Origin of the sequence: Dactylosporangium sp. CA-139066, assembly GCF_050936175.1 — a bacterium.
Lineage (GTDB): Bacteria > Actinomycetota > Actinomycetes > Mycobacteriales > Micromonosporaceae > Dactylosporangium.
In genome coordinates, this window is record NZ_JBNJNH010000002.1 from 2,500,368 (window position 1) to 2,523,935 (window position 23,568).

The 23,568-nt window shown below is 72.6% G+C and carries 21 protein-coding genes; 17 read left to right on the forward strand and 4 right to left on the reverse strand.

What is annotated here, in order from left to right; genetic code table 11:
• Positions 1 to 23: 23 nt before the first annotated feature.
• From ACQEVU_RS56260 to ACQEVU_RS56340, 17 genes are all read left to right on the forward strand, one after another.
• The gene (locus ACQEVU_RS56260) at positions 24 to 887 is read left to right on the forward strand and encodes an alpha/beta fold hydrolase (protein ID WP_433339438.1); all 864 of its coding nucleotides are present in this window, start codon (positions 24 to 26) and stop codon (positions 885 to 887) included.
• A 10-nt stretch (positions 888 to 897) separates the two neighbouring features.
• Complete coding sequence (locus ACQEVU_RS56265) at positions 898 to 1,620, forward strand: DUF427 domain-containing protein (protein WP_433339439.1); 723 nt, start codon at positions 898 to 900, stop codon at positions 1,618 to 1,620.
• Between the two features lie 61 nt (positions 1,621 to 1,681).
• Positions 1,682 to 1,822, forward strand: coding sequence for a hypothetical protein (locus ACQEVU_RS56270; RefSeq protein WP_433339440.1), 141 nt, complete (start codon positions 1,682 to 1,684; stop codon positions 1,820 to 1,822).
• Positions 1,823 to 2,415: 593 nt separating this feature from the next.
• Positions 2,416 to 2,919, forward strand: coding sequence for a hypothetical protein (locus tag ACQEVU_RS56275; protein ID WP_433339441.1), 504 nt, complete (start codon positions 2,416 to 2,418; stop codon positions 2,917 to 2,919).
• Positions 2,916 to 3,911, forward strand: a complete 996-nt coding sequence (gene pstC / locus ACQEVU_RS56280) for a phosphate ABC transporter permease subunit PstC (protein ID WP_433339442.1) — start codon at positions 2,916 to 2,918, stop codon at positions 3,909 to 3,911. The genes ACQEVU_RS56275 and pstC overlap by 4 nt, the downstream gene beginning before the upstream one ends.
• Positions 3,908 to 5,209, forward strand: a complete 1,302-nt coding sequence (pstA, locus tag ACQEVU_RS56285; RefSeq protein WP_433339443.1) for a phosphate ABC transporter permease PstA — start codon at positions 3,908 to 3,910, stop codon at positions 5,207 to 5,209. The genes pstC and pstA overlap by 4 nt, the downstream gene beginning before the upstream one ends.
• Positions 5,206 to 6,918, forward strand: a complete 1,713-nt coding sequence (locus tag ACQEVU_RS56290) for a phosphate ABC transporter substrate-binding protein PstS (protein ID WP_433339444.1) — start codon at positions 5,206 to 5,208, stop codon at positions 6,916 to 6,918. Before pstA ends, ACQEVU_RS56290 begins: the two co-directional genes overlap by 4 nt.
• Positions 6,918 to 9,551: a hypothetical protein gene (locus tag ACQEVU_RS56295; RefSeq protein WP_433339445.1), complete on the forward strand. Its 2,634-nt coding sequence runs from the start codon at positions 6,918 to 6,920 to the stop codon at positions 9,549 to 9,551. The genes ACQEVU_RS56290 and ACQEVU_RS56295 overlap by 1 nt, the downstream gene beginning before the upstream one ends.
• 231 nt (positions 9,552 to 9,782) lie before the next feature.
• The gene (locus ACQEVU_RS56300; RefSeq protein WP_433339446.1) at positions 9,783 to 11,012 is read left to right on the forward strand and encodes a hypothetical protein; all 1,230 of its coding nucleotides are present in this window, start codon (positions 9,783 to 9,785) and stop codon (positions 11,010 to 11,012) included.
• 189 nt (positions 11,013 to 11,201) lie between these two features.
• Positions 11,202 to 12,500, forward strand: coding sequence for an Ig-like domain repeat protein (locus tag ACQEVU_RS56305; RefSeq protein WP_433339447.1), 1,299 nt, complete (start codon positions 11,202 to 11,204; stop codon positions 12,498 to 12,500).
• Positions 12,501 to 12,590: 90 nt separating this feature from the next.
• Entirely contained in the window at positions 12,591 to 13,772 is a 1,182-nt protein-coding gene (locus ACQEVU_RS56310; protein WP_433339448.1) for a WxL protein peptidoglycan domain-containing protein, read from the forward strand.
• A 31-nt stretch (positions 13,773 to 13,803) separates the two neighbouring features.
• Positions 13,804 to 14,763: a sortase domain-containing protein gene (locus tag ACQEVU_RS56315; RefSeq protein WP_433339449.1), complete on the forward strand. Its 960-nt coding sequence runs from the start codon at positions 13,804 to 13,806 to the stop codon at positions 14,761 to 14,763.
• A gap of 25 nt (positions 14,764 to 14,788) precedes the next feature.
• Positions 14,789 to 15,712, forward strand: coding sequence for a phosphate ABC transporter ATP-binding protein (locus ACQEVU_RS56320; RefSeq protein WP_433339450.1), 924 nt, complete (start codon positions 14,789 to 14,791; stop codon positions 15,710 to 15,712).
• A complete protein-coding gene (locus ACQEVU_RS56325; protein WP_433339451.1) occupies positions 15,709 to 16,320 on the forward strand; it encodes a hypothetical protein in 612 nt (203 codons plus the stop codon). The genes ACQEVU_RS56320 and ACQEVU_RS56325 overlap by 4 nt, the downstream gene beginning before the upstream one ends.
• Positions 16,321 to 16,355: 35 nt before the next feature.
• Entirely contained in the window at positions 16,356 to 17,135 is a 780-nt protein-coding gene (locus ACQEVU_RS56330; protein ID WP_433339452.1) for a hypothetical protein, read from the forward strand.
• A gap of 426 nt (positions 17,136 to 17,561) precedes the next feature.
• The gene (locus ACQEVU_RS56335; protein ID WP_433339453.1) at positions 17,562 to 18,053 is read left to right on the forward strand and encodes a hypothetical protein; all 492 of its coding nucleotides are present in this window, start codon (positions 17,562 to 17,564) and stop codon (positions 18,051 to 18,053) included.
• A 169-nt stretch (positions 18,054 to 18,222) separates the two neighbouring features.
• Positions 18,223 to 18,540, forward strand: a complete 318-nt coding sequence (locus tag ACQEVU_RS56340; protein WP_433339454.1) for an LPXTG cell wall anchor domain-containing protein — start codon at positions 18,223 to 18,225, stop codon at positions 18,538 to 18,540.
• A gap of 1 nt (position 18,541) precedes the next feature.
• On the opposite strand, the gene ACQEVU_RS56345 is transcribed toward ACQEVU_RS56340, so the two are convergent.
• The 4 genes from ACQEVU_RS56345 to ACQEVU_RS56360 are packed head-to-tail and all read right to left on the reverse strand — an operon-like array spanning position 18,542 to position 23,560.
• Positions 18,542 to 19,195, reverse strand: a complete 654-nt coding sequence (locus ACQEVU_RS56345) for a response regulator transcription factor (protein WP_433339455.1) — start codon at positions 19,193 to 19,195, stop codon at positions 18,542 to 18,544.
• Positions 19,183 to 20,412 carry a sensor histidine kinase gene (locus tag ACQEVU_RS56350; protein WP_433339456.1) on the reverse strand — a complete coding sequence of 410 codons (1,230 nt, stop codon included), beginning with the start codon at positions 20,410 to 20,412 and terminating at the stop codon, positions 19,183 to 19,185. Before ACQEVU_RS56350 ends, ACQEVU_RS56345 begins: the two co-directional genes overlap by 13 nt.
• Complete coding sequence (locus ACQEVU_RS56355; RefSeq protein ID WP_433339457.1) at positions 20,409 to 22,835, reverse strand: FtsX-like permease family protein; 2,427 nt, start codon at positions 22,833 to 22,835, stop codon at positions 20,409 to 20,411. Before ACQEVU_RS56355 ends, ACQEVU_RS56350 begins: the two co-directional genes overlap by 4 nt.
• A complete protein-coding gene (locus ACQEVU_RS56360; RefSeq protein WP_433339458.1) occupies positions 22,832 to 23,560 on the reverse strand; it encodes an ABC transporter ATP-binding protein in 729 nt (242 codons plus the stop codon). The genes ACQEVU_RS56355 and ACQEVU_RS56360 overlap by 4 nt, the downstream gene beginning before the upstream one ends.
• Positions 23,561 to 23,568 lie beyond the last annotated feature (8 nt).

Here is a 23,568-nt window from a genome sequence, read left to right on the forward strand (position 1 = left end):
GGTGGCGGGGCACGTTCTTTGTCGTGGCTCACGTTCATCACCGCACCGCGCACGTGGACGGCCAGACCGTCTTCTACCGCGAGGCCGGCGATCCGGCCGCGCCGCACGTCGTGCTGCTGCACGGCGCGCCGGCCAGCTCGCACATGTTCCGCGAGCTCATCCCGCGGCTGGCGGGGGACTACCACGTCGTCGCGCCCGACCTCATCGGCTTCGGCCTGGGCAGCACGCCCCCGGTGACCGAGTTCGACTACAGCTTCGACCGCCTCGCCGACTTCGTCGAGGCGTTTCTGGACCAGCAGGGCATCGACCGCTACTCCGTCTACGTCCAGGACTACGGTGCCCCGATCGGCTGGCGGCTGGCGCTGCGCCACCCCGAGCACGTCCGGGCGATCGTCTCGCAGAACGGCAACGCCTACGAGGAGGGCTTCGTCGACACGTTCTGGGACCCGCTGTGGCAGTACGCCGACACCCGCGCCCCGCGGGACGCCGAGCCCCTGCTCCAGGCGCTGAGCGAGGCCGGTATCCGGTGGCAGTACCTGCATGGCGTACCGGACCCGGACCTCGTCGATCCGGACTCGTGGCGGCACGACTTCGCGCAGGTCAGCCGGCCCGGCAACCACGAGGTGCAGCTGGCGCTCTTCGCCGACTATCCCAGCAACGTCGCGATGTACCCGGCCGTGCACGACTACTTCCGGTCCACGCAGGTGCCGCTGCTGGCGATGTGGGGCCGCAACGACCGGATCTTCGGCCCGGCCGGCGCCGAGGCGTTCCACCGCGACCTGCCCGGCGCCGAGGTCCGGCTGCTCGACGGCGGGCACTTCCTGCTCGAGTCCCACCTCGACGAGGCGACCCCGATCCTCGCCGATTTCCTGGCCCGGACCGGGTGAGAATCGGGACATGGAGACCAACCGAGGACGGATCAGGGTGGAGCCCGGCGCCAAGCGGGTTCGGGCCTACCTGGGCGGAGTGCCGGTCGCCGACACCGTGCGGCCGCTGCTGGTGTGGGAGGGCCCGCACTACCCGGCGTACTACCTGCCGGCCGCCGACGTGCGCGAGGACCTGATCACCCCGGACGGCGAGCGCGCCCACTCACCGAGCCGGGGCGACGCGCGGCGCGGCACGATCTCCGCCGGTGGGCGGACGGCGGCCGGCGCCGCGCTGTACTACGACGACTCGCCGATCGAGGAGATCCGCGGGCACTACCGCTTCGACTGGAACGCGCTGGACGCGTGGTTCGAGGAGGACGAGGAGGTGTTCACCCACCCGCGCGACCCGTACACCCGCGTCGACATCCTGACGAGCTCGCGGCTCGTGCGGGTGGCGGTCGGCGGGGTCACCGTGGCCGAGTCCACCTCGCCGCGGATGCTCTTCGAGACCGGCCTGCCGGTGCGGTACTACCTGCCGAAGCCCCACGTGCGCATGGACCTGCTCGAGCCCACCGACACGGTGACGACCTGCCCCTACAAGGGCACGGCGCAGTACTGGTCGGTGCGCATCGGCGACACGCTGCACGCGGACATCGTGTGGTCGTACCGCACCCCGCTGCCCGAGAGCCGGGCGATCGCCGGCCTGCTCTGCTTCTACAACGAGAAGGCCGACATCACCGTCGCGCCGGACTGAGGCGCGGCAGCGGCGGCAGGTCGAACTCGCGTTCGGCGCCCCGTCGGCGGCCAGGGCGACGGTGCCGCTCGAGTTGGCCGGCGCCTCGCCCGCGCAGCTGCTGAGCAACCACATCACCGCAAACTTCGCGGAGCTTCAGGTCGCCGACCGCGCGGAGGCGATCGTCCGCGCCCGCGACGCCGGCCTCGGCCACTCTCCCTGACCCACGCCTCCGCGCCCGCGCCTCCGCGCCCACGCCTCCGCGCCCGCGTCTCCGCGCCCGCGTCTCCGCGCCCACGCCTCCGCGCCCGCGCCTGCTTCTCCGCGCCCGCTCCCCGGCGTCCGCGCCCCGCGCCGGCGTCCGCGCTCCGCGTCGGTGCCGGCGTTCCCCGCAACCGCGTCCTGCGCCCGCGCCTTCGCGCCCCGCCGCGCCTTCGCCGCGCCTAGCGCCCCGCCGCGTCCGTGCCGGCGACCGGCCACGACGTGCGGGGCATAGCGGGCGAATCGCAACCCGCACCGGACCGCCGTGCGAGGCAGACTATCCATCCCTGTCGAAATAACGAATATTCCGCTATTTGCATTTCGCGAAGCCGTCAACACGCCGACCAACTCGAATCGTATCGGCTGAACGGTTACAGCGCTGAAGATCTCATTCTGTGTTTAAACCCCGAATCGGTCACGATCCACGTTCGGCGACGCACGGTTCGTTCGGCGTTAACTATTTGCCCGTCGGGGCGTGGCACGGCCTTGCAAGGTTCAGCACTGCACCCGGGCGGGATCGTACGGGAGTGCGAAGCGCGAGGCTGGAGCTGATTGATGCCCCACGTACGTATCCAGGTCCTGTGTGGACCGGCTTCGGTGCACCCGCACCGGATGGGTTGGTCGCTGGCGACGGTGCCGGTCGAGGCGCTGTCCGCGGCCGGCTCGGCCGACTCCGCGGCGCGGGCGATCTGGCGCGGCGAGTGGTACGCGTGGCGGCTGATCGGCACCAACAACCACGAGCTGGGGCGCAGCGCGCTCAGCTTCCCGAGCTACCGGCTCGCGCTCGACGCGTTCGCCGAGCTGACCGAGGGCCTTGACCGGCTCGTCCCGCAGGCGGTCCGCGACCGGCCGACCGGCCGCTGGGGATGGCGGCTCGAGCTCGACGGCGCGGCCGTCGCGATCAGCGGTCGCTGGTACAAGCGGGACCAGGACAGCCGCCTCGGCGCGGCCAAGTTCCTCGAGCTGTCCGCCGACGCGGAGCTCGCCGACACCGTGGTGACCATGGCGGACCGGCGGCCGGTGGGCCTGCTGAGCCAGGCCGTCCGGGGCGGGCAATGAGCGCCACGACGGTCCGGCCGACGCGGCGCAAGCTCGTCGAGAACCCGGGCCCGACCGACCGGATCTTCCGGGGCGTGGCCCGCAGCGGCGGCAGCCTCGTGCTGGTGCTCATGGTGCTGGTCGGCACGTTCCTGGTCTACCGGGCCTGGGAGGCGCTGAGCCGGAGCGGGTTCAGCTTCATCACCACCGAGACGTGGAACCCGGACGGCGGCGGCTTCGGCATCGCCGCGGTGATCGTCGGCACCGTGCTGATCGCGATCATCGCGATCCTGGTCGCGGTGCCGCTGGCCATGGGCACCGCGCTCTACATCTCCGAGTACGCGCCGCGGTGGCTGAAGCGCTGGGCGATCATGGGCGTGGACCTCATGGCCGCCGTGCCGAGCGTGGTGTTCGGCCTGTGGGGCGCCTTCTTCCTGCAGTGGTGGATCGTCGACCTGTCGCGGTGGATCTCCGACTGGTTCGGCTGGATCCCGATCTTCAAGGTCGATGGCGTCGAGCGGCACGACCCGCTGGCCACGCCGACGGCGTACACCTCCTCGGCGTTCATCGCCGGCGTGGTCGTGGCGTTCATGGTGGCGCCGATCGCCTGCTCGGTGATGCGGGAGGCGTTCGGCCTGGCACCGGTCGGCGAGCGCGAGGGCGCCTTCGCGCTGGGCGCCACCAAGTGGGGCATGATCCGCAGCGTCGTGCTGCCCTTCGGCCGCGGCGCCGCCATCGGCGGCACCATGCTGGGGCTGGGCCGGGCGCTGGGCGAGACGATCGCCGTCGTCATGATCATCTCGCCGCGCTTCGAGATCCAGCCGCACGTGCTGGAGCACGGCACCGGCACGGTCTCGGCGCTGATCGCCCTGCGCTACGGCGAGGCGAGCCCGTTCGGCATCTCGGCCCTCATGGCGGCCGGCGTGGCACTGTTCGTGCTGACGCTGCTCGTCAACTTCGGCGCGGCCTGGGTCGTCTCGCGGTCCCGGTCCGGCGCGATGAGCGAGGTGTGACGACCGTGCTGCAGGCTCAGTCATCGGCCGGCCCGACCGAGAACATCGGCGGCGCGCGGACCGAGGTCCCGGTGCGCGGCGCCACCAGCGTGCCGGGCCGCCCCGCGGGGTCCACCGCCCAGCGCCCGCGCCGCATCAGCGGCGTGCGGCGCAGCGACGTGCTGGCGATCCTCGGCGCGGTCTCGGCCGGGTGCGCCACGACCGGTGTGCTGTTCACCCAGCTCGGCCCGTTCACGGGCTTCCTCGGGTACGTCGTCGTGACCTGGCTGGTGACCGTCATCTGCTACGCGGCGCTGGTCTCCTTCGACGAGAACCGCGCGGTGGTGCGCGGCCGCATCAGCGGGTTCGTCGTGCACTCGCTGGCCGCGGTGCTGGCCGTCGTGCTCGTCTTCGTCATCGGGTACGCGGTGTGGCGCGGCTGGCGCGCGGTGGTGCACCTGAACTTCTACACCGAGGATGCGAGCCGCAGCCTGGCCGCGGACCCGCTCACCAAGGGCGGCGTGGCCCACGCGATCGCCGGCACGCTCATCGAGCTCAGCATCGCGCTGGGCATCGCGGTGCCGCTGGGTCTGCTCGCCGCGGTGTACCTGCACGAGGTCCCCGGGCGGTTCTCCCGCTTCATCCGCACCGTCGTCGAGGCGATGACCGCGCTGCCGGACATCATCGCCGGCCTGTTCATCTACGCGACCCTGATCCTGATCTTCCACCTCGGGCCGTCGGGCTTCGCGGCCGCCGCCGCGCTCGCCGTCTCGATCCTGCCGATCATCATTCGAGCCGCCGACGTGGTGTTCCGGCTGGTGCCCGGCTCGCTCAAGGAGGCCTCGCTGGCGCTGGGCGCCAGCCGCTGGCGGACCACGTGGCACGTGCTGCTGCCGACCGCCCGATCGGGCCTGGCGACGGCCGTGATCCTCGGCGCCGCCCGCGCGATCGGCGAGACCAGCCCGGTCCTGCTGACCGCCGGGGCGACCGGCTACATGAACCTCAACCCGATGAGCGGCTCGATGATGTCGCTGCCGCTGCTGGCGTACACCCAGGTGCAGGCGCCGGAGAAGAACGAGATCGCCCGCGGCTTCGGCACGGCGCTGGTCCTGCTGTTCATCGTCGTCGTGCTGTTCCTCGCCACCCGCGCGATCGGCGGCCGAGCCCCCGGCGAGCTCTCCGCGGGCGGCCGCCGGCGCCGCGCGGCCGCTTCGCAACGTGACGCCCGGCGCATCGCCGGGCGACGACCGGAATCCTTCGGCATTGCCGGCCCCGTCAATGCACCCGCTGTTGAGAGGCAGGAAGAGGCTCGACCATGAACAATCGGCGTTTCCGATGGCGTCGCCGATCGGCGGCGCTCATCACGGCGCTCCTGGGCGCGATGGTGAGTCTCGTCGGTCCCGCGCGACCCGCGGTCGCGGCCGACTACGTGCCCATCTCCGGCGGCGGCTCCACCTGGTCGTACAACGCGTTCCACGCGTGGATCGGCAACGTGGCCCAGTACGGCATGCGCGTCGACTACGAGCGCAGCGGCTCGACCACCGGCCGGTCCAAGTTCCGCGAGGGCACCCTCGACTGGGCCGCGACCGACATCCCCTACGGCGTCACGGACGGCAACAGCCGCGACGACCCGCCGGACCGCGGGTACGTCTACATGCCGGACACCGCCGGCGGCACGACGTTCATGTACAACCTGAAGATCGGCACCAAGCGGGTCACCAACCTGCGGCTGTCCGGCGAGAACATCGCCAAGATCTTCACGGGCGTGCTGACCAAGTGGAACGACCCGGCGATCAAGGCCGACAACCCCGGCCTGAGCCTGCCGGCCATCACGATCGTCCCGGTGGTCCGCTCGGACGGCTCCGGCTCCAGCGCCCAGTTCAGCCAGTGGATGATCGCCACACAGGGGCGGTACTGGACGGACTACTGCGCCAAGGTCGGCCGCAACCCCTGCACGCAGACGTCCGCCTACCCGGTCCTCAGCGGCTCCGCGATGATCGGGCAGCCCGGCGACCTCGGCGTCTCCGGCTACGTCAGCCAGGAGGGCGCGGTCGGGTCGATCGGCTACGTCGAGTACTCGTACGCGATCCAGGCCGGCTTCCCGGTGGCGAAGGTGCTCAACCCGGCGGGCTACTACACCGAGCCCACCGCCGGGCACGTGGCCGTGTCGCTGCTCGCCGCCGAGATCAACATGGACAAGAACGACAAGGCCAGCTATCTGACGCAGAAGCTCGGCAAGGTGTACACCAACATGGACAAACGCACGTATGTGCTGTCCTCGTACTCGTACATGGTCATGCCGACCACGAACCAGTTCGGCTTCAGCAATGCCAAGGGCAAGACCCTCGGCGACTTCGGCAAATATCTCTTGTGCCAGGGGCAGAGCCAGGTCAACGCGCTGGGCTACTCGGCACTGCCGATCAACCTGGTGAAGGCGGGCTTCGAACAGCTGGCCCTGATACCGGGCGCCAGCGTGCCGCCCCCGTCCGACCTGCGCTCCTGCAACAACCCGACGTTCTCGACCGACGGCACCAACACCCTCGCCACCAACGACCCGATGCCGCCGGACTGCGACAAGCAGGGACCGTCCCAGTGCACGACCGGCACCGGCGGCGCCAACCCCAACAACGGCGGTGGCGGCGGCAACAACGGTGGCGGTAGCGGCAACAACAACGGCGGCGGGAACAACAACGGTGGCGGCGGGACCGGCACCGGCGGCACCAACGGCGGCGGCACCGGCGGCAACGAGAGCGCCGGACCCGGCTCCGGCCAGACCTGCGACGCCGACACCGGCATCTGCAGCGGCGGCGGGGGCGGAGGCAGCGGCGGCGGTTCGGGCTCGGAAAACGGCCCGAACCAGGTCGACGCGGCGGCGGTGGACACCGCCGCCGACCTCGGCAACGGCTTCGAGATCGCCCTCATGGTGGTCGCGGCGGCGCTGCTGCTGGGCCTGGGCCTGATCCCGCCGCTGGTCGCCCAGGCCGGTGCGAACCGCCGCGCCCGGCGCGACGGATCCGGGGGCCTGTGATGATGGTCAATCTGACCCTGCGCCGGCGGCTGGCGAGCGGCCTCGTCGCCGCGGTCGCCGCGCTCGGGCTGGTCGCGCTCGGGCCGGTCGGCCCGGCGCGGGGCGCGGACACCGTCGACCAGATCACCGGCAACGGGGAGACCGACTCCAAGGTCACCGTCCGGTGGGACAAGGGCCTGCTCGGCCCGGACAACAAGACGGTCGTGAAGCCGCGGGACCCGGACAGCGCCTACAAGTTCATGTACGACGACTTCAAGAACCTCGAGGTGTCCGTCGGGCAGACCGAGAACCTGGTCCACCAGGCCGTCCGGGTGAGCTGGAAGGGCGGCAAGGCGACCGGCGCCGGCGGCGCGTTCCTCTCGAACTACCTGCAGATCATGGAGTGCTACGGCGACACGGACGCCGGGCCCAATCCGGAGAACTGCCAGTTCGGCAGCGACGGCCTGCGGGCCACCAACGCCGGAAGCCAGAGCGCGGTGTCCCGGGGCGGCCAGGTCTGCTCCGGCGGCACGCCCAGCGCCGACAAGCCCCTGACGCTGGCGGACGGCTCCTCGCCCGCCAACGGCTGCGACCCGGGCGAGGACAAGGGCGCGCCCGGCTACAGCCATCAGGACCCCGGCGCCGAGAACTCCTTCTTCGTGCCCTTCATCCCGGTCAAGACGACCGACCCGCTGTTCAAGCCGATCGACTGGCCGTACAACAAGTTCAACTCCAACGAGATCCAGCTGGCCGAGACCCGGGCCGACGGGACCGGCGAGGTGTTCTTCAACACGCTGACCCGCCGCGAGGCGTCCGGGCTCGGCTGCGGCGAGGTGCTCACGAACGGCAAGCCCCGGGGGTGCTGGCTCGTCATCGTGCCGCGCGGGGAGTACATGGCCAATGGTTGGAAGCTGGGCACCGACGACCAGGGCTACGTCATGCAGGGCTCGCCGCTCGGGGCCGGGTCGTGGGCCCAGCGCATCCAGATCCACCTCGGCTACAGCCCCGTCGAGCCCAACTGCCCCATCGGGTCGGCCAAGGAGCGCCAGACCCAGGGCACCGAGGTCGTCTCCCGCGCGGTCTACTCGTGGCAGCTCGCGCTGAACACCGCGGCGAACTGCAGCAAGCTCTACGGGTTCGCCTCGACCCCCGAGGCCTCGAACACGGCCGAGCTGACGAACTCGTTCTCCGAGACCGGGCTCGCCTTCACCACCGTCAACATCGGCAGCGAGGCCACCCGCTCGGGCTCGACCCCGCCCGCCCTGCCGCCGATCGTGTACGCACCGGTCGCCGTGTCGGCGCTCACGTTCGGCTTCCACGTCAACCTCGCGCCCGGGGGCTATCGGACCGCGCCGGTCAAGATGACGCCGCGCCTGCTGGCCAAGGCGCTGACGCAGTCCTACCGCAACGACCTCGTCGACGTCGACAGCAACGGCGGCGCCGGCCCGGAGTGGGCCCGGAAGAACCCGCGCCTGATGACCCAGGACCCCGAGTTCATCAAGGTCAATCCCGACGTCGGCCAGCGGGGCGGGGCCGAGCTCATGACCCCGCAGCTGACGGCGGAGCACTCCGGCATCCTCCGGCAGGTCTGGGCGTGGATCCTGACCGACGAGTCGGCGCGCGCCTGGCTGACCGGCACCGCGGACGAGAACGGCATGGTCGTCAACCCCGCCTACAAGGATCTGAACCTCGCCGGAGCCGGCCCGATCGACTCGTTCCCGCGCGTCAACCAGTGCTACCGGACGCCGCAGTCCGAGGAGCCGGAGCGCGGCAAGTGCACGCTGGACCAGATCCCCTACATGGAGAACTTCGACGAAAGCGCGAGCCGGGTGCGGGGCGCGGCGAACCCCGACGGGGTCAGCTGGAACCCCAATGCGCGCTCGCCCAGCGGCACGCCTGGCTGGTGGGTCGTCGACCAGCCGGTCCAGTTCCCGGGCTCGATCTTCATGTGGGGAGTCATGGACTCCGCGAGCCTGGCCAACTACGGCGTCGTGCCGGCCCAGCTGTGCAAGGGCGACGGTACCGGATGCGTGTCGCCCACGGTGGCGTCGGTGACCGCCGCCTTCTCCGGCATCGTGATCGCGCCCGACCAGGTGCCGCAGGTGGACCCGGCGAAGGTGATGGCGGGCGCGTACCCGCTGACCTCGATCACGTACGCCGCCGTCCGGCTGAACCAGGAGCGGGACGCGCTCGCCGACTACGCCGCGTTCATCAAGTTCGCGGTGAACGAGGGCCAGACGCCCGGCGTCGACCCCGGTCAGCTGCCGCACGGATACCTCCCGCTGCCCCAGCCCCTGCGCGAGGCCTCCACGCAGATCGCCGACCTCCTGGCCAACCTGCCCTCGCCGACGGCGACCACGCCGGACAACGGGGGGTCGGGCAACGGCAACGGCGGCGGAGGCGGCGGCAGCGGCGGGGGCGGCGGCAACACCGGCACCGTGCCCAATCCGGGCGCGCGACCGGTGGCGTCCAGCTCGTCGGCGGGCGCGTTCACGACGACGTCGGCCAGCGCGGTGCCCGCGGCACTGTCCACCCCGCACACGGCGGTGGGCCTGGTCCGGTGGGCGCTGGTGGTCGTGCTCACCGCCGGCCTGGTCGGGGCCGTCGGCGGGCCGCTGCTCCGGCTGGGTCTCAGCCGCCGGCTCCCGCCGTGACGCCAGGCCCGCGATCCCGTCTCGCAGTGACCGTCGTCGTGAACAACAGACGACGGTCACTGGAACGGCCGTACAGAACTGCTTAACCCGTCCTTAAGAACGGCGTGCCCGCAAGTATCGCGAGCCTCCATGCACAACCGGTATCGGCCCGGCTGTTGGTTTCCACAAGATGATGTCGCTCGCTCCGAGCCGGGGCGGGCATTGCGGCCCCCATCGCAGGAAAGGACGCACATGATCAACACGAAGCGGCTCGTGCGGAGGTTGTTCGTCGGCGGTATCGCCACGGCCACCGTTGCCGCGGGCCTCGTCGTCGGCGTGGCCGGGCCCGCCTCCGCCGACCCGGTGGGCAGCCTGGCCGGTGTCGGCTCCGACACCACCCAGGACGTCATGAACGGTGCCGCCGACGCCATCGGCCTCGGTGTCGTCGGTTCCTGGGACGCCATCGACCCGATCTCCAAGGCGCAGCACCTGGTGATCAGCCCGAAGCGCGACTGCACCTTCAACCGCCCGAACGGCTCGGGTCAGGGCGTCACCGCGATTCGTCAGTCGGGCGGCGTGACGGCCGCGATCAACGCCCCGTTCGCCGACGAGGTGGACCAGCCGGAGGCCGGCTGCGTCGACTTCGCCCGTTCGTCCGGCGACCCGGGCACCAACCAGTCGAACTCCGGCCGGTGGGTGTACATCCCCTTCGCGCTGGACGCGGTCTCCATCGCCAGCCAGCACTTCGGCGACGCCACCGCGACCAACTACAACGCGCTCAGCATCGACCCGCTCAACGCCACCACGGGCCAGGGCACGCTGCAGAAGCTGTACCGTGACGGCGCGGCCGTGACGGTCAACGGCACCACCTACGACCCGCAGTGCAACGTCGCCCCCTGCGCCGGCGGTGCGACCCCGATCCACCTGTACATCCCGCAGAACGGCTCGGGCACCCGCAGCTTCTGGCTGAGCAAGATGGGCATCGGCACGGTCGGCGGCTGGGTGCACGACCACGCCTGGAACGGCACCGACTACACCGGCGCGCTCGTCGAGGAGCACGACGGCACGGTCCTGCAGAACGACGCGCTGGGCCTCGCCCCGTTCTCGGTCGCGCAGTGGGTCGCGCAGCGCAACGGTCACGGCGACCGTCGTCACGGCGCCCACCTGCACAGCCTGGTGAACGTCACGACGAGCGCGGTCTCCAACCCGCTCACCGGCGCCTTCCCGACGGTGGAGACGGGCAACCTCCAGTCCACCTTCATCGTCCGGCGTGAGGTCTACAACGTCGTGGAGTACGCGAAGGTCAAGCAGGGCGACCCGAAGTTCGACGCGACGCTCTACTCGGTCTTCGGCCCGCAGCAGGGTCTCTGCGGCAAGTCGGCGGTCATCCTGAGCTACGGCTTCGCCCTGCTCTCGTCCTCGCCGCTCGGCCACACCTGCGGCGCGATCGCTGACAATCTGCGCGCCTACGCCAACGACTGAGATCTCTGAAATCAGGTCGGTGCCTGGCCGGCCAGGCCGGCCGGGCACCGACCCTCGGCAACGCCATTGCACGCCCGTGGATCAATCCGCCGAACACCCCAACAGACTCCCTGGGGGCGCAATCCCCAGGGTGATCCGGGGCCGTGCAGCGGGCATTGCCCTCTACCAGAAAGGTCAGTGTAGCCCCTGATGAAGACCAGTTCCCTGAAGCGCCAGGCCCTGGCGGCCGGGGTGGTCCTCGGTGCCATGGGTGCGAGCCTGCTCGTTCCCTCGATCGCCAACGCCGAGCTGCCCAACCCGTTCCCCGCGGGCATCAGCCTCGGTGGCCTTCACCTGACCCCGAGTTCCGGCAACGGCAGTGAGCTCCCGAGCTTCGTTGCCGACCACGCCTGCGCGGCGGGCACCAACCTGGCGAACGTGAACACGATCGACCTGGGCGGCACCGAGCAGACGATCTCCAACAACGTGCTCGGCCCGGTCGCGGTGAACGCCGGCTTCGGCGGCACGTTCAGCACCGACCTCGCCACGGTTCAGGCGCTGGGTGGTACCCCGGGTACCGCCGAGTCGTTCCTGTTCCTGATCGACTGCCGCACGGGTGCCGGTCACGGCACCTACACGGACGCCGTGCAGGTGGACTTCGCCGCCGACGGCTCCTGGCAGGTTCACGGGTCGGGCCCGGTTGTCCAGCCGACGACCACCACGCTGACCCCCGCCTCGCAGACCGTGGCGCCGGGCACCAACGTGACGGTCACGGCCACCGTGAGCCCCGCGGCCGCGACGGGCACCGTTGAGTTCAAGGAAGGCGCCACCACGCTGTTCACGACCCCGTCGGGCAGCGGCACCTTCACCTTCTCGTCCACGAGCCTGACCCTGGGCTCGCACACCATCACCGCGACGTTCCACTCGGCCAACGCCGCCGCGTTCTCGGACTCGAACTCGACCTCCTCGGCCACCGTTCAGGTCGCCAGCGACACGGCGACCGCCACGGAGAACATCCAGGTCGGCGTTCCGCAGGAGCAGGGCGTGTTCACCATGACGGTGGACCCGGGCATCGTCGACATGGGCACCGCCCACCTCACGGGCACGGGCGACGCCCGCCACTTCCACGCCGAGGGCAACCTCAAGAACGTGAACGTCTCCGACGGCCGTGACCAGACGGTTCCCGGCTGGTCCGTCACCGGCCAGGTCGGCCAGTTCACCAACACCACCGACGCCACCAAGCACTTCCCGGGTTCCAGCCTGGGCTGGGCGCCGTCCGTGGTGGCGCAGAACCCGGCGGCGAACGTCTCCGCCGGTACCACCGTGACCACCGGGACGACCCCCGGCCTGACCTCCGCCAGCATCCTGGGCGGCGCGCAGGCGGGCAAGGGTCTCGGTGACAGCAAGCTCGGTGCGGCCCTGTCCCTGGACTTCCCGCGGGGCACCACGCCGGGTACGTACGCCGCGACGATCACGATCACCGGCCTCGGCGGCACCCCGCTCGCCTAGGTCCTGAAAAGGGGAGGGGCGCGCGGCACGGCCGCGGGCTCCTCCCCGATCCGGCCGTAGAGCTCCACCGAACTGAACGGACGTGCTGAGATGACCACTCCGCGCCACCTGCGCCGAGCGAGCGCGACCAGCGTCGTGGTTTCCCTGCTGGTCGCCGCCGCGATCACGCTGACGGGCGGCCCGGCCGGCGCGGCGCCCACGCCGACGCCCACGCCGTCGGCCCCCACCAGCACCGCCGGCGGCGTCGACCCCGCACCGCCGGGCTCCATCCGGTGGTCGGTCCAGCCGGCCGGCGCGCAGGGCCCGGACGGTCGCAAGGAGTTCTCGTACCGCGACATCAAGCCCGGCACGGTCGTGCACGACTACGTCGCCGTGACCAACTTCAGCGCAATGCCGGTGACGTTCCAGCTCTACGCGACCGACGCCCTGAACGGCAACAACGGCGCGCTGCAGCTGCAGCCGGCCGCCGAGAAGCCGAAGGACGTCGGCGCCTGGGTCCAGATCATGAAGACCAGCGTCACCCTGAAGCCGAACGAGCGCGCCAACGAGCCGATCACCCTGACGATCCCGGACACCGCCACGCCCGGGGACCACACCGGCGGCATCCTCGCCTCGATCGGCGTCGAGGAGAACAGCGCCAACGGCCCCGTCAAGGTGGACCGCCGCCTGGGCGTGCCGCTGTACCTGCGCGTCGCGGGCCCGCTGAGCCCGGGCATCGCCGTCGAGTCGGTGAGCGCCAGCTACCACGGCAGCCCCAACCCGTTCAGCGGCGGCAGCACCGACGTGACGCTGACCGTGCACAACACCGGCAACGTCCGGCTCAACGTGAGCCCCGAGGTCGTCGTGAAGGGCCTGTACTGGCTGAAGGTCGCCGGCGCCCACCCGACCGCCTTCCCCAACCTGCTGCCCGGCTCGTCGACGCAGATCACCGTGCACCTGGACGGCGTCTTCCCGCTCGGCCCGATGACCGTGCGGGTTAAGGCGGTGCCGAGCCAGATCACCGCGCTCGGGCTGCCGCTGGCCGAGACCGAACCGAAGGCCGTCGAGACCGAGGCCTTCCTGTGGGCCACGCCGTGGCCGCTGCTGCTGCTCATCGTCCTGCTCGTCGGCGGGTACTTCGGCGTCCGGTGGCTGCGGCGCACGCGGCGCGGCCGCCAGGACCGGGTCGTCGCCGCCGCGGTGGCGAAGGCGCGCAAGGACACGGTCGAGGAGCTGAAGAAGAAGGCCCTGGCGGCGAAGGCCGCCGATGGCGACTCCGGGGCCTCCGGATGACCCGGATCGAAGCTGTCCTGGCGGGGCGGCGATGAGCGCGCCCGTAGTGCTGCCGGCCGATGGGCCGGCAGCACCGCCGCGCGTGGACGTCCTGGCGTCGGGGCCGGCCGAGCCGCCGAGGCGCGGCCCGCGCGTCGTGCCGCCGGGCGTGCAGGTCTTCACCACGGCGATCACGATCCTGTCCGTCACGCTGCTCGGGTTCGGCGCCTACATGGCCTTCGTGTCGCGGCTGCACCACGACCGGGCCCAGTTCGTCTCGTACGCCAACTTCCGCAAGGACCTCGCGCAGGGGACCGCGCCGACCGGGCAGACGCAGCCCGAGGACCCGTCGAAGCTGCTCGAGCTCGGCACGCCGGTCGCGGTGCTCGACATCCCGCAGCTGCACCGCAAGGAGGTCGTCTTCGAGGGGACGACCGGCGAGGTGATGGAGAAGGGACCGGGCCACCGGCGGGACACGCCGCTGCCCGGGCAGCCCGGGGCCAGCGTGATCATGGGCAAGGCGACCACCTACGGCGGGCCGTTCAAGGACCTCTCGGCGCTGGTGCCCGGCGACGAGTTCACCGTCACCACCGGCCAGGGCGAGCACCGCTTCAAGGTCCTCGACGTGCGCCACGGCGGCATGCCGCAGCCGCCACCGCCGGCGGCGGGCACCGGGCGGCTCGTGCTCACCACGGCGTACGGCGGGATGTTCGCGCCCACCGACGCGCTGCGGGTCGACGCCGACCTGATCTCGGAGGTGAAGCCGGCACCGCGGCAGGTGTTCAAGGCCTCCCAGCTCATGCCGTCCGAGCAGGTGATGGCGATCGACCGCGGCGTGTGGTTCCCGCTGGTCTTCATCGGCGAGGCGCTGCTGCTCGCCGTCGGCCTGCTCTCCGCCGCGCGGGTGTACTGGGGCACCTGGCAGACGTGGATCGTGGCCGTGCCGGTGGTCGGCTTCCTGGGCCTCGCGACCGCGGACCAGGTCTCCCGGCTGCTACCGAACCTGATATGACCCGACGGACGAGGGAAGTCGCACGGTGAACCAAGGCAACGAAAGGACCGCGGCCCTGCCAACGGCCGCACTGGACCTCGGTGACGCGACCCTGCCCGAAGCCGGCTGGGTCAGCTCGCACGAGGCGCTGGCCGCGTACGACGAGTACCTCGGCGCGCACCGCGAGCCGCGCCCGCTGGCCGGGCTCGACGCCCGCGACATCAGCGCCTGGTTCGGCAACCATCAGGTGCTGGACCGGGTGTCGCTGTCCATGGCGGCGGGCGAGGTGACCGCGCTGATCGGCCCGTCCGGCTGCGGCAAGTCGACCTTCCTGCGCATCCTCAACCGGATGCACGAGCTGGTGCAGGGGGCGGCGCTGGCCGGCGAGGTGCTGCTGGACGGCGAGGACATCTACGACGCGTCCCGGCGCCTGACCGACGCCCGCCGGCAGATCGGCATGGTGTTCCAGAAGCCGAACCCGTTCCCGGCGATGTCCATCTACGACAACGTGGTCGCCGGCCTGAAGCTCACCGGCCAGCGGGCCGGCCGGGCCGAGAAGGACGACCTCGTCGAGCAGTCGCTCATCAAGGCCGGGCTCTGGCGCGAGGTGCGCGACCGGCTGCGCCAGCCCGGCGGCGCGCTCTCCGGCGGCCAGCAGCAGCGGCTGTGCATCGCCCGGTCGCTCGCCGTACGCCCGCGGGTGCTGCTGATGGACGAGCCCTGCTCGGCGCTGGACCCGACCTCGACCCGGGTCATCGAGGAGACCATCAAGGAGCTCGTGGCCGAGGTGACGATCGTGATCGTCACGCACAACATGCAGCAGGCCCAGCGGATCAGCGACCACTGCGCGTTCTTCCTGGCCGAGCAGGGGACGCCGGGGTACATCGTGGAGCACGGCCCGACCGACGCGATGTTCGGCGCGCCGCAGGACCCGCGCACCGCCGACTACGTCAACGGCCGGTTCGGATGAGGACCCCGCTCCTGCCGCGGCTCGCGGTCGCGCTCCTCGTGGCGGCCGTGGCCGTGCTCTCGCCGTCGGCCGCCCTGGCCGCGATGCCGAAGACGGTTCCCGCCGGGATCACCTACGGCGGCCTGCACATCACACCGAGCTCGGGCGCCGGCACCGACACGCCCGCGTTCACGGCCGACCACGCGTGCCGGGCGGGCACGACCGTGGCGAACGTCAACACGATCGACATGGCGAGCGTCGAGCAGACCATCTCCAAGAACGTGATCGGCGACGCGACGCGGGCCAAGGGCTTCGGCGCCGCGTTCATCGCCGACATGAACACGGTCCAGGCCGCCGCCGGCACGCCCGGGACGGCCGAGTCGTTCCTGTTCATGGTCGACTGCCGGACCGGACCCGGCCACGGCACCTACACCGACGCCGCGGTCGTCGACTTCGACGCGGGCGGCGGCTGGCGGGTGAGCGGCTCGCAGCCGGCGTCGTCGGCCGCCGGGTCGAGCGACGGCGGCCTCACGGTGTTCGTCCTGGTCGGCATCGTGGTTGCCCTGATCGGCGCCGGGGCCGGTCTCTGGTACCTCATGGGCCGCCGCCGCACGAAGTCCACCGTCTGATCGATCCGAAACCAGAAAGGTCAGCGTACTTCTCCATGAAGACGAATCTCTCGAAACGGCTGGGCCTCGCGGTCGCCGCGATGCTCGGCGCGATCGGGGTGAGCATGCTCATTCCCGCGGTCGCCTTGTCCGCCATGCCGGACCCGATCCCCGCGGGCCTCAACATGGGGGGCCTCCACCTGACCCCGAACAACGGAGACGGCAGCGAGACGCCGAGCTTCGTCGCCGACTCCGCCTGCGCGGCGGGCACCGGCCTGGGCAACGTCAACACGATCGACACCAGCAACACCGAGCAGACGCTCTCCGGCAACGTGCTCGGCCCGGTGACGATGACCCCGAAGTGGGGCGGCAAGTTCATCATCGACATGGCCACGGTGCAGGGGCTGGCCGGCACGCCCGGCACGGACGAGTCGTTCCTGTTCATGATCGACTGCCGCACGGGCGCCGGGCACGGCACCTACACCGACGCCGTGCAGGTGGACTACAAGACCGACGGCAGCTGGCTGGTGCACGGCGAGACGCCGACGTCGCCGAGCCCGTCGGCCAGCGCCTCGAAGTCCCCGTCGGCATCGCCCACGACGTCGAAGCCCCCGTCGTCGCCTTCGGTCTCGCCCAGCCCGTCGGCGACGACGTCCACCACGACCGAGGCGCCCACGCCGACGCCCACGGCGTCCACGTCGACCACGCCGGCCGGCGGCAACCTGCCGGTGACCGGCGTCGACGTGTACTCGCTGGTCGCCGTCGCGCTCGCGATGATCGCCGCCGGTGTCACGCTGGTGTACGCGGCACGCCGTCGCCGGGCGTCCGGCGCCTGATCGACGCCCACCCGGCCCGCCGAGGCCGGGGTGATCGGCCCCAGTGGCCCGTCACCCCGGCCTTGCGGCGTTCTGGGGCCCGATTGGTACGGCCGCGGTGGTCCATTTCTGAGTCGTCCGGGTCGATGTCCCGGCGGCGTGAGCCGGCCCGATGCCCGCTCACAGCGGGCATTCAGGATCAATTCCGACGCCCGCCCGGTATCACGCGCGATAGGGCCGCTTCTGGCTATCGCCTGTTCGGTCAGCCATTCCTGCTGAATGGATTACTCAACGTTTCTTGATGTTCATCTCGTGCATGTCCGGCGTGCGGTCAGGTACGCGTGCCGCGTCATCGCCGATATCGAGGGTCAGCACGGTGGCCTGCGCGCCGGACGGCTACGAGCCGACCGGTGCGCCGGCAACGAACATTCGGGGAGGAATGTCCACATGCTGCCGCCGCGGTTCATTTTCCTGGCGATCGTCACACCCGACGATGACGACTCTGTTGCAGACCGGCAACAACGGACCGCCTGGATGCTGTGCTCGCCCAACAACCGGATCCTCGGCCGGGGTGAACGCCCCTTCGACACCGAGGCGCAGTGCCGCCGGGCCGTCCTGGACCTCGTGGGCGCGGCCGACCGGCTCAACCCCGTCTCGACCGCGCTGGGCACCAGCGGGCACTGGGTGTGGCGGGTCGAGCTCGACGGCGTGCCGGTCGCCGTCTCGCACCGCTCCTACCTGCGGGCGCGCGAGTGTCAGTACAACGTCGGCCGGTTCCTGGCCGCCCTGCCCGCGGGCCTGCTGACCGAGGGCCGGCGGCTGCTGCGGGAGGCGCCGCGGGCGGTCGAGCGGCTGACCCGGGGCGTCGTGGAAAGTCCGGCGGTACAGCGCCGGGCCCACGGCGAGACGACGGCCTGGAGAGCCATCAGGACCGCGTGATGGCATTTGTGAATTCATTCGAATATTGCCGATCAGAGCCGCTCCTGCTTGCGCCGAAAAGGCCGGTTCGGGGTTGTTCACCGAATTGCCGGACGGTGTGTCGATGAACGACACCCGCCGGGGGCAGGATGCCTGGATGCTCAAGACGTTGCGCCGGAACGGATCAAGCATGAATGTCGCCCGATCGAACCCGCCGTACCTTCGCCTCGCCGTGGTATCGGCCGCGGTCGTCGCGTTTCTCCTGGCCGGCGCGCCCGCGTCGGCGCAGCCGCAGGACGACGGGATGCCGATCGTGGTCGTGGTGAGCGGCACGCCGGAGACGACGAGCCCGACGCCCGGTGGCGGCGGGGGTGGTGGCGGCGGCGACCTGCCCAGGACCGGCCTCAACATCGTGCTCATCACCGGGGTCGGCGTGGGCCTGGTGGCCATCGGCGCGGCCGTGCTCGTGGCCGCCCGCCGGCGGCGGGTCGCCGGCGCCGCCCGCTGACCTACCGCGCCTGCGCGCCCAGGTACGCCAGGACGGCGCGCACCCGGCGGTGCGCGTCGTCCGCGGGCGGCAGCGCCAGCTTGGCGAAGATGTTGGTGATGTGCTTCTCGACCGAGACCGGCGCGAGCACCAGCGCCGCGCAGATCGCCGAGTTGGACAGCCCCTGCGCCATCAGCGCCAGCACCTCGCGCTCCCGCGGCGTCAGCGCGCCCACGCCGGCGTTGCGGTCGTTGCGGGTGAACAGCTGGCGGACCACCTCCGGGTCCATCGCCGTGCCGCCGGCCGCGACGCGCTCGATCGCGTCAAGGAACTCGTCCAGCGCGGTCACCCGGTCCTTGAGCAGGTACCCGACCCCGCCCCGCCCGTCGGCCAGCAGGTCGGCGGCGTAGGCCCGCTCGACGTACTGCGACAGGATGAGCACCCGCGCGGCCGGGTCGGCGGCCCGGATCTCCAGCGCGGCCCGCAGCCCCTCGTCGCGGAAGCCCGGCGGCAGGCGTACATCCACAATGGACAGATCCGGCTCCTCGGCCGCGACCGCCGAGAGCAGCTCCGGTGCCGATCCGACCGCGGCGACCACGGTGTGCCCGGTGTCGGTCAGCAGCCGCGTGAGGCCGTCGCGCAGCAGGAGCAGGTCCTCGGCGATCACGATGCGCATGGGAACTCCGCTCGCAGCAGTGTGGGTCCGCCCGGCGGGCTGTCCACGGTCAGGGTGCCGTCCAGGGCCTCGACCCGCCGCCGCAGGCCGTCCAGGCCCGCGCCCGCGGGGTCGGCGCCGCCGCGGCCGTCGTCCTCGACTCCGATCGAGACCCCGTCGGCGGTACGGCGAAGCCCGATCACGCACGCGCCGGCCCCCGAGTGCTTGGCCGCGTTGGCGAGCCCCTCGGCGGCCACGAAGTACGCGGCCGACTCCACCGCGGCGGGGAACCGCAGCTGCGGGTCGCCCCGCACCTCGACCGCCAGGGGGCTGTCGGCGGCGAGGGCGGCCAGCGCCGCGTGCAGGCCCCGGTCGGTCAGGATCGGCGGGTGGATGCCGCGCACCAGCCGCCGCAGCTCGGCGAGGGCCTCGTCCAGCTGCCGCCGCGCGGTGTCGACGTCGGCGGCCCCCGGCGCGGCGTCGCCGACCGCCCGCAGCTTGCGCGCCGCCAGCGCCAGGGTCATCCCGGCCGCCACGATCCGCGCCTGCGCCCCGTCGTGCAGGTCCCGCTCGATGCGGCGCAGCTCGGCCGCCTGCGCGTCCACGACCCGGGCCCGCGTCCGGGCGAGGCGCTCGGCCTCCTCGACCAGGCGCAGGTGCTCGCCGGGGGAGAGCAGCGCCCGCGCGACCCCCGCCTCCAGCGCGGCCAGCCGGCGCACGATCCACACCGCGAGCGGCACCAGGGCCAGGCCCAGCAGCGTCAGCCCGAACCGCCCGGCAGTCGTGGTCATCAATGGTTTCACGGGGAACGGGGCCCGCGGGTTGGGCACCGCCCAGGCCCACGCCGGCGCGGTGAGCACGCCGAAGGAGACAGCGGCGGTGACGATCCCGGCGATGCCGAGCCCGAGGCCGAGCGGGAACAGCAGTACCAGCCAGGCCAGGTCGCGCCAGGTGGCGGGCTGGGCGCCGACGGCGGCGACCCGCCGGCGCAGGGTGTCGCCCGCGGTGGGCGCGTAGGGCGCGGCGATCGGGCGGCCCAGCACCCAGCCGGCGCGGTGGCGCTCGGCCGTGGCGAGGCGGCGGGTGACCCAGGCGGCGCCCAGGAAGGCCGGGCCGCCGAGCTGCGTGACGGCGAGCACCGCGACGGCGACCGTCGAGGCGACGCTCCACAGCAGCCCGACCGGCCCGGCCAGCACGCCGCCGGCCAGGTAGGCCAGTGCCGCCGCCGTACGCCTCACTCGGACCAGGGTACGCATCGCCGGCGGACCACGAAGCGCACGGGCACAGCGCCGGCCAGCAGGCCGAGCAGGGCGGTGCCGCCGAGCAGCGCCGCGTACACCGGCGGGTCGACGAACACTCGCAGCGTCCCGTCCTGGGCGAGGCTGAACGCGCCGACGACGATCGCGCTGACCGCGGCGCCGAGCAGCGCCCCCACCGCGACCGCGATCCCGGCCTCGGCGGTGACGAGCCGGCGTACCTGGGTGCCGGTCGCGCCGGCCAGCCGCAGGTCGGCGTACTCCCGCCGGCGCGCGGCCGTGGCGATGGCGAACGTGTTGACCACGGCGATCGCGGTGAACCCGAGCGACACCGCCACCATGAGCTCCCACGCCCCCTGCTGCGGCGGCGCGTCGCCCGCCACCGGCGCGGCCTCGCGCACCGCCGCGCCCTTCGCGGCCCCGCGCAGCGACAGGCCGGTGACCAGCCCGCGCGGGTCGTGCGCGGCGACGAGGGCGGCCGGCAGCACCAGGTCGCCGAACCCGTGCGAGCGCTCGTACACAGCGGTCAGCGGCAGCTCGGTGCGGTAACCGTCGGCCAGCCACACCGGCACCCGGTCGCCGACCCGCAGCCCCTCCTGCCGGGCCAGGAAGGCACTCATGGCCAGCCCGCCGGCTTGCAGCGCGCCGTCGCGCACGCCGAGGTCCAGCGCGGGCGCGCCGGTGGCCAGCAGCCCCTGCGCCGCGTAGTCCTCGGGCTTGCCCCCGCGCACCAGGATCGCCCGGGTCGGGATCGTCGCCGCCGCGCCGGTGGCCCCCGCGTCGTGGATGAGCGCCTCGGCGGCCGCGAGCGGCATCCCGGCCCGCGTGTCGACCCGCACGTCGGCCGGCGCACCGCGGGCCGCCTGCTCGTCCGCGGCGAGCCTCGAAAGCAGCGAGCTGTTCAGCAGCATCGTCGCGTTGACGGCGAACATCAGCACGAGCGGCACCGCGACCGCGGCCACGCGCCGGTGCTCGGCCCGGGCGATCAGCCCCGCCAGCCGCCCCGCGCGCCCCGGCGCCAGCCGGCCCACGACCGCGGTCAGCCCGCGCACCAGCAGGGGACCGCTCGCCGCCACCGCACACAGCAGCAGCGCGCACGACACGAAGCTCATGCCCATGCCGAGCGGGCCGTCCAGGGGTACCACGGAAAGGACGGTGACGGCACCGGCGGCCGCCACCACCGACAGCACGGCGCGCAGCGCGCCGGCGCCGCGGGGCGCGACCGCCGTCTCGGCCAGCGCCTGCGTCGGGGCGATCCGCACCGCCCGCCGGGCCGCGACCCGCGCCGACAGCACCGTGAGCAGCACCCCGGCGGCCGCGGCGGCGACGAGCACGCCGACGTTGACCCGGACCGCGAACTGGGCCGGCACCACGCCGAGGCCGCGGAAGCGCCCCGCGATCATCCCGGCGATCGCGATGCCCAGCGGCGCCGCCGGTACGGCCGCGACGAGCCCGAGCGCGGCCGCCTCCACGCCGAGCAGCCGCCGCAGCGCCCGCGGCGTCGCCCCGATCGTGCGCAGCAGCGCCAGCTCGCGCAGCCGCTGCCGAACCCCCAGCGCCACGGTGCCGACCAGCACGAACACGGCGGCGAACGCGGTGATCGCGATGACGAACCCGAAGATCGAGATCGGCGCGACGTAGTCCGGCAGGGCCCCCGGCAGGTCCGCGCGGACGCGGTCGTCGCCGGTCAGCACCGGCGCGTCGGTCACCGTCCGGGCCGCCGCCGCGAAGGCGGTCGTGTCGCCGGTACGCACGGCAATGGCGGTCGGCCCGGCGAGCCCGGACAGCGCCGCCACGTCCCCGTCGGCGACGAACAGCGCACCCTGCGCCGGCAGCCCGTCGCCGTGCGGGGGCGCGGCGATCCCGGAGATCCGCAGCGGCCACACCCCGGTGCGCGTCGTCACCTCGACGGTCGAGCCGTGGATCCGCGCGGCCAGCTCGGCGTCGACGACCACCTCGCCGGCCTTCGGCGCGGCCCCCGTCCGCAGCGTGAACGGCGTCAGCGCCGCCGAGCTCCACCCGTGCCCGACCACCGGCGGCCCGCCGGCGCCGAGCTGCACCGGGAACGCGTAGTCGGCCACGGCGCCGGTCACGCCCGGCAGCGCCGCCAGCCGCGACGTGAGCTCCGGCGGCAGCGTCCCGGCCCCGGTGAGCCGCTCGGTCTTGGTCTTCGTCTTGGTCTTGTCCTGCTTCTTGTGCGTGACGGTCGTCGCGCTCACCTCGCGCGGGCCGGACACCACCGCATCGGCGCCGGCGAACCGGTCCGCCGGCGGCCGGGCGGTCAGCACGGAGAACAGCAGCAGCCCGCCGGCCGCGAGCAGCGCGACCGCGAGGAGCGCGGCCAGGAACGTGCCGGCGTAGGCGCCGCGGTGGCGGCGCAGCGTGCCGAGAGCGAGCCGCATCATCGCGCGCTCACCTGGCTCATGCGAAGGGCGACGCCCTGCGCGGTCGGCCTGTCCAGCTCGTCGACGACGCGCCCGTCGGCCAGGAACACCGCCCGGTCGGCCCAGGCCGCCGCGGCCGGGTCGTGCGTGACCATGACGATCGCCGTACCCAGGCGGTCGACGGCCTCGCGCAGCAGCCCCAGCACCTCCCGCCCGGTCGCGAGGTCCAGCGCCCCGGTCGGCTCGTCGGCGAAGATGACCTCGGGCCGCGCCGCGAGCGCCCGCGCCAGCGCCACGCGCTGCCGCTGCCCGCCCGACAGCCGCGCCGGCCGGTCGTCCTCCCGGCCGTCGAGCCCGACCCGCCGGATCACCTCGCGCGCCCAGGCCTTGTCCGCCCGTACTCCGGCCAGCCGCTGCGGCAGCAGCACGTTGTGCCAGACGGAGAGCGAGTCGAGCAGGTTGTACGCCTGGAAGACGAACCCCACGCGACGGCGCCGCACCTCGGTCAGCCGCGGCTCCCGCAGCCGCCCGATGTCCTCCCCGGCCAGCGTGACCCGCCCGGAGTCAGCCGTGTCGAGCCCCGCCGCGCAGTGCAGCAGCGTCGACTTGCCCGAGCCGGAGGGCCCCATGACGGCGCAGAAGGTCCCGCGCTCGATGCGGGCCGAGACCCCGTCCAGCGCCCGGACGCCCGCCCCCGGGTAGGTCTTGATCAGGTCGTGCACCTCGACGACCGCCGTGTTGTCCATGCCGTACA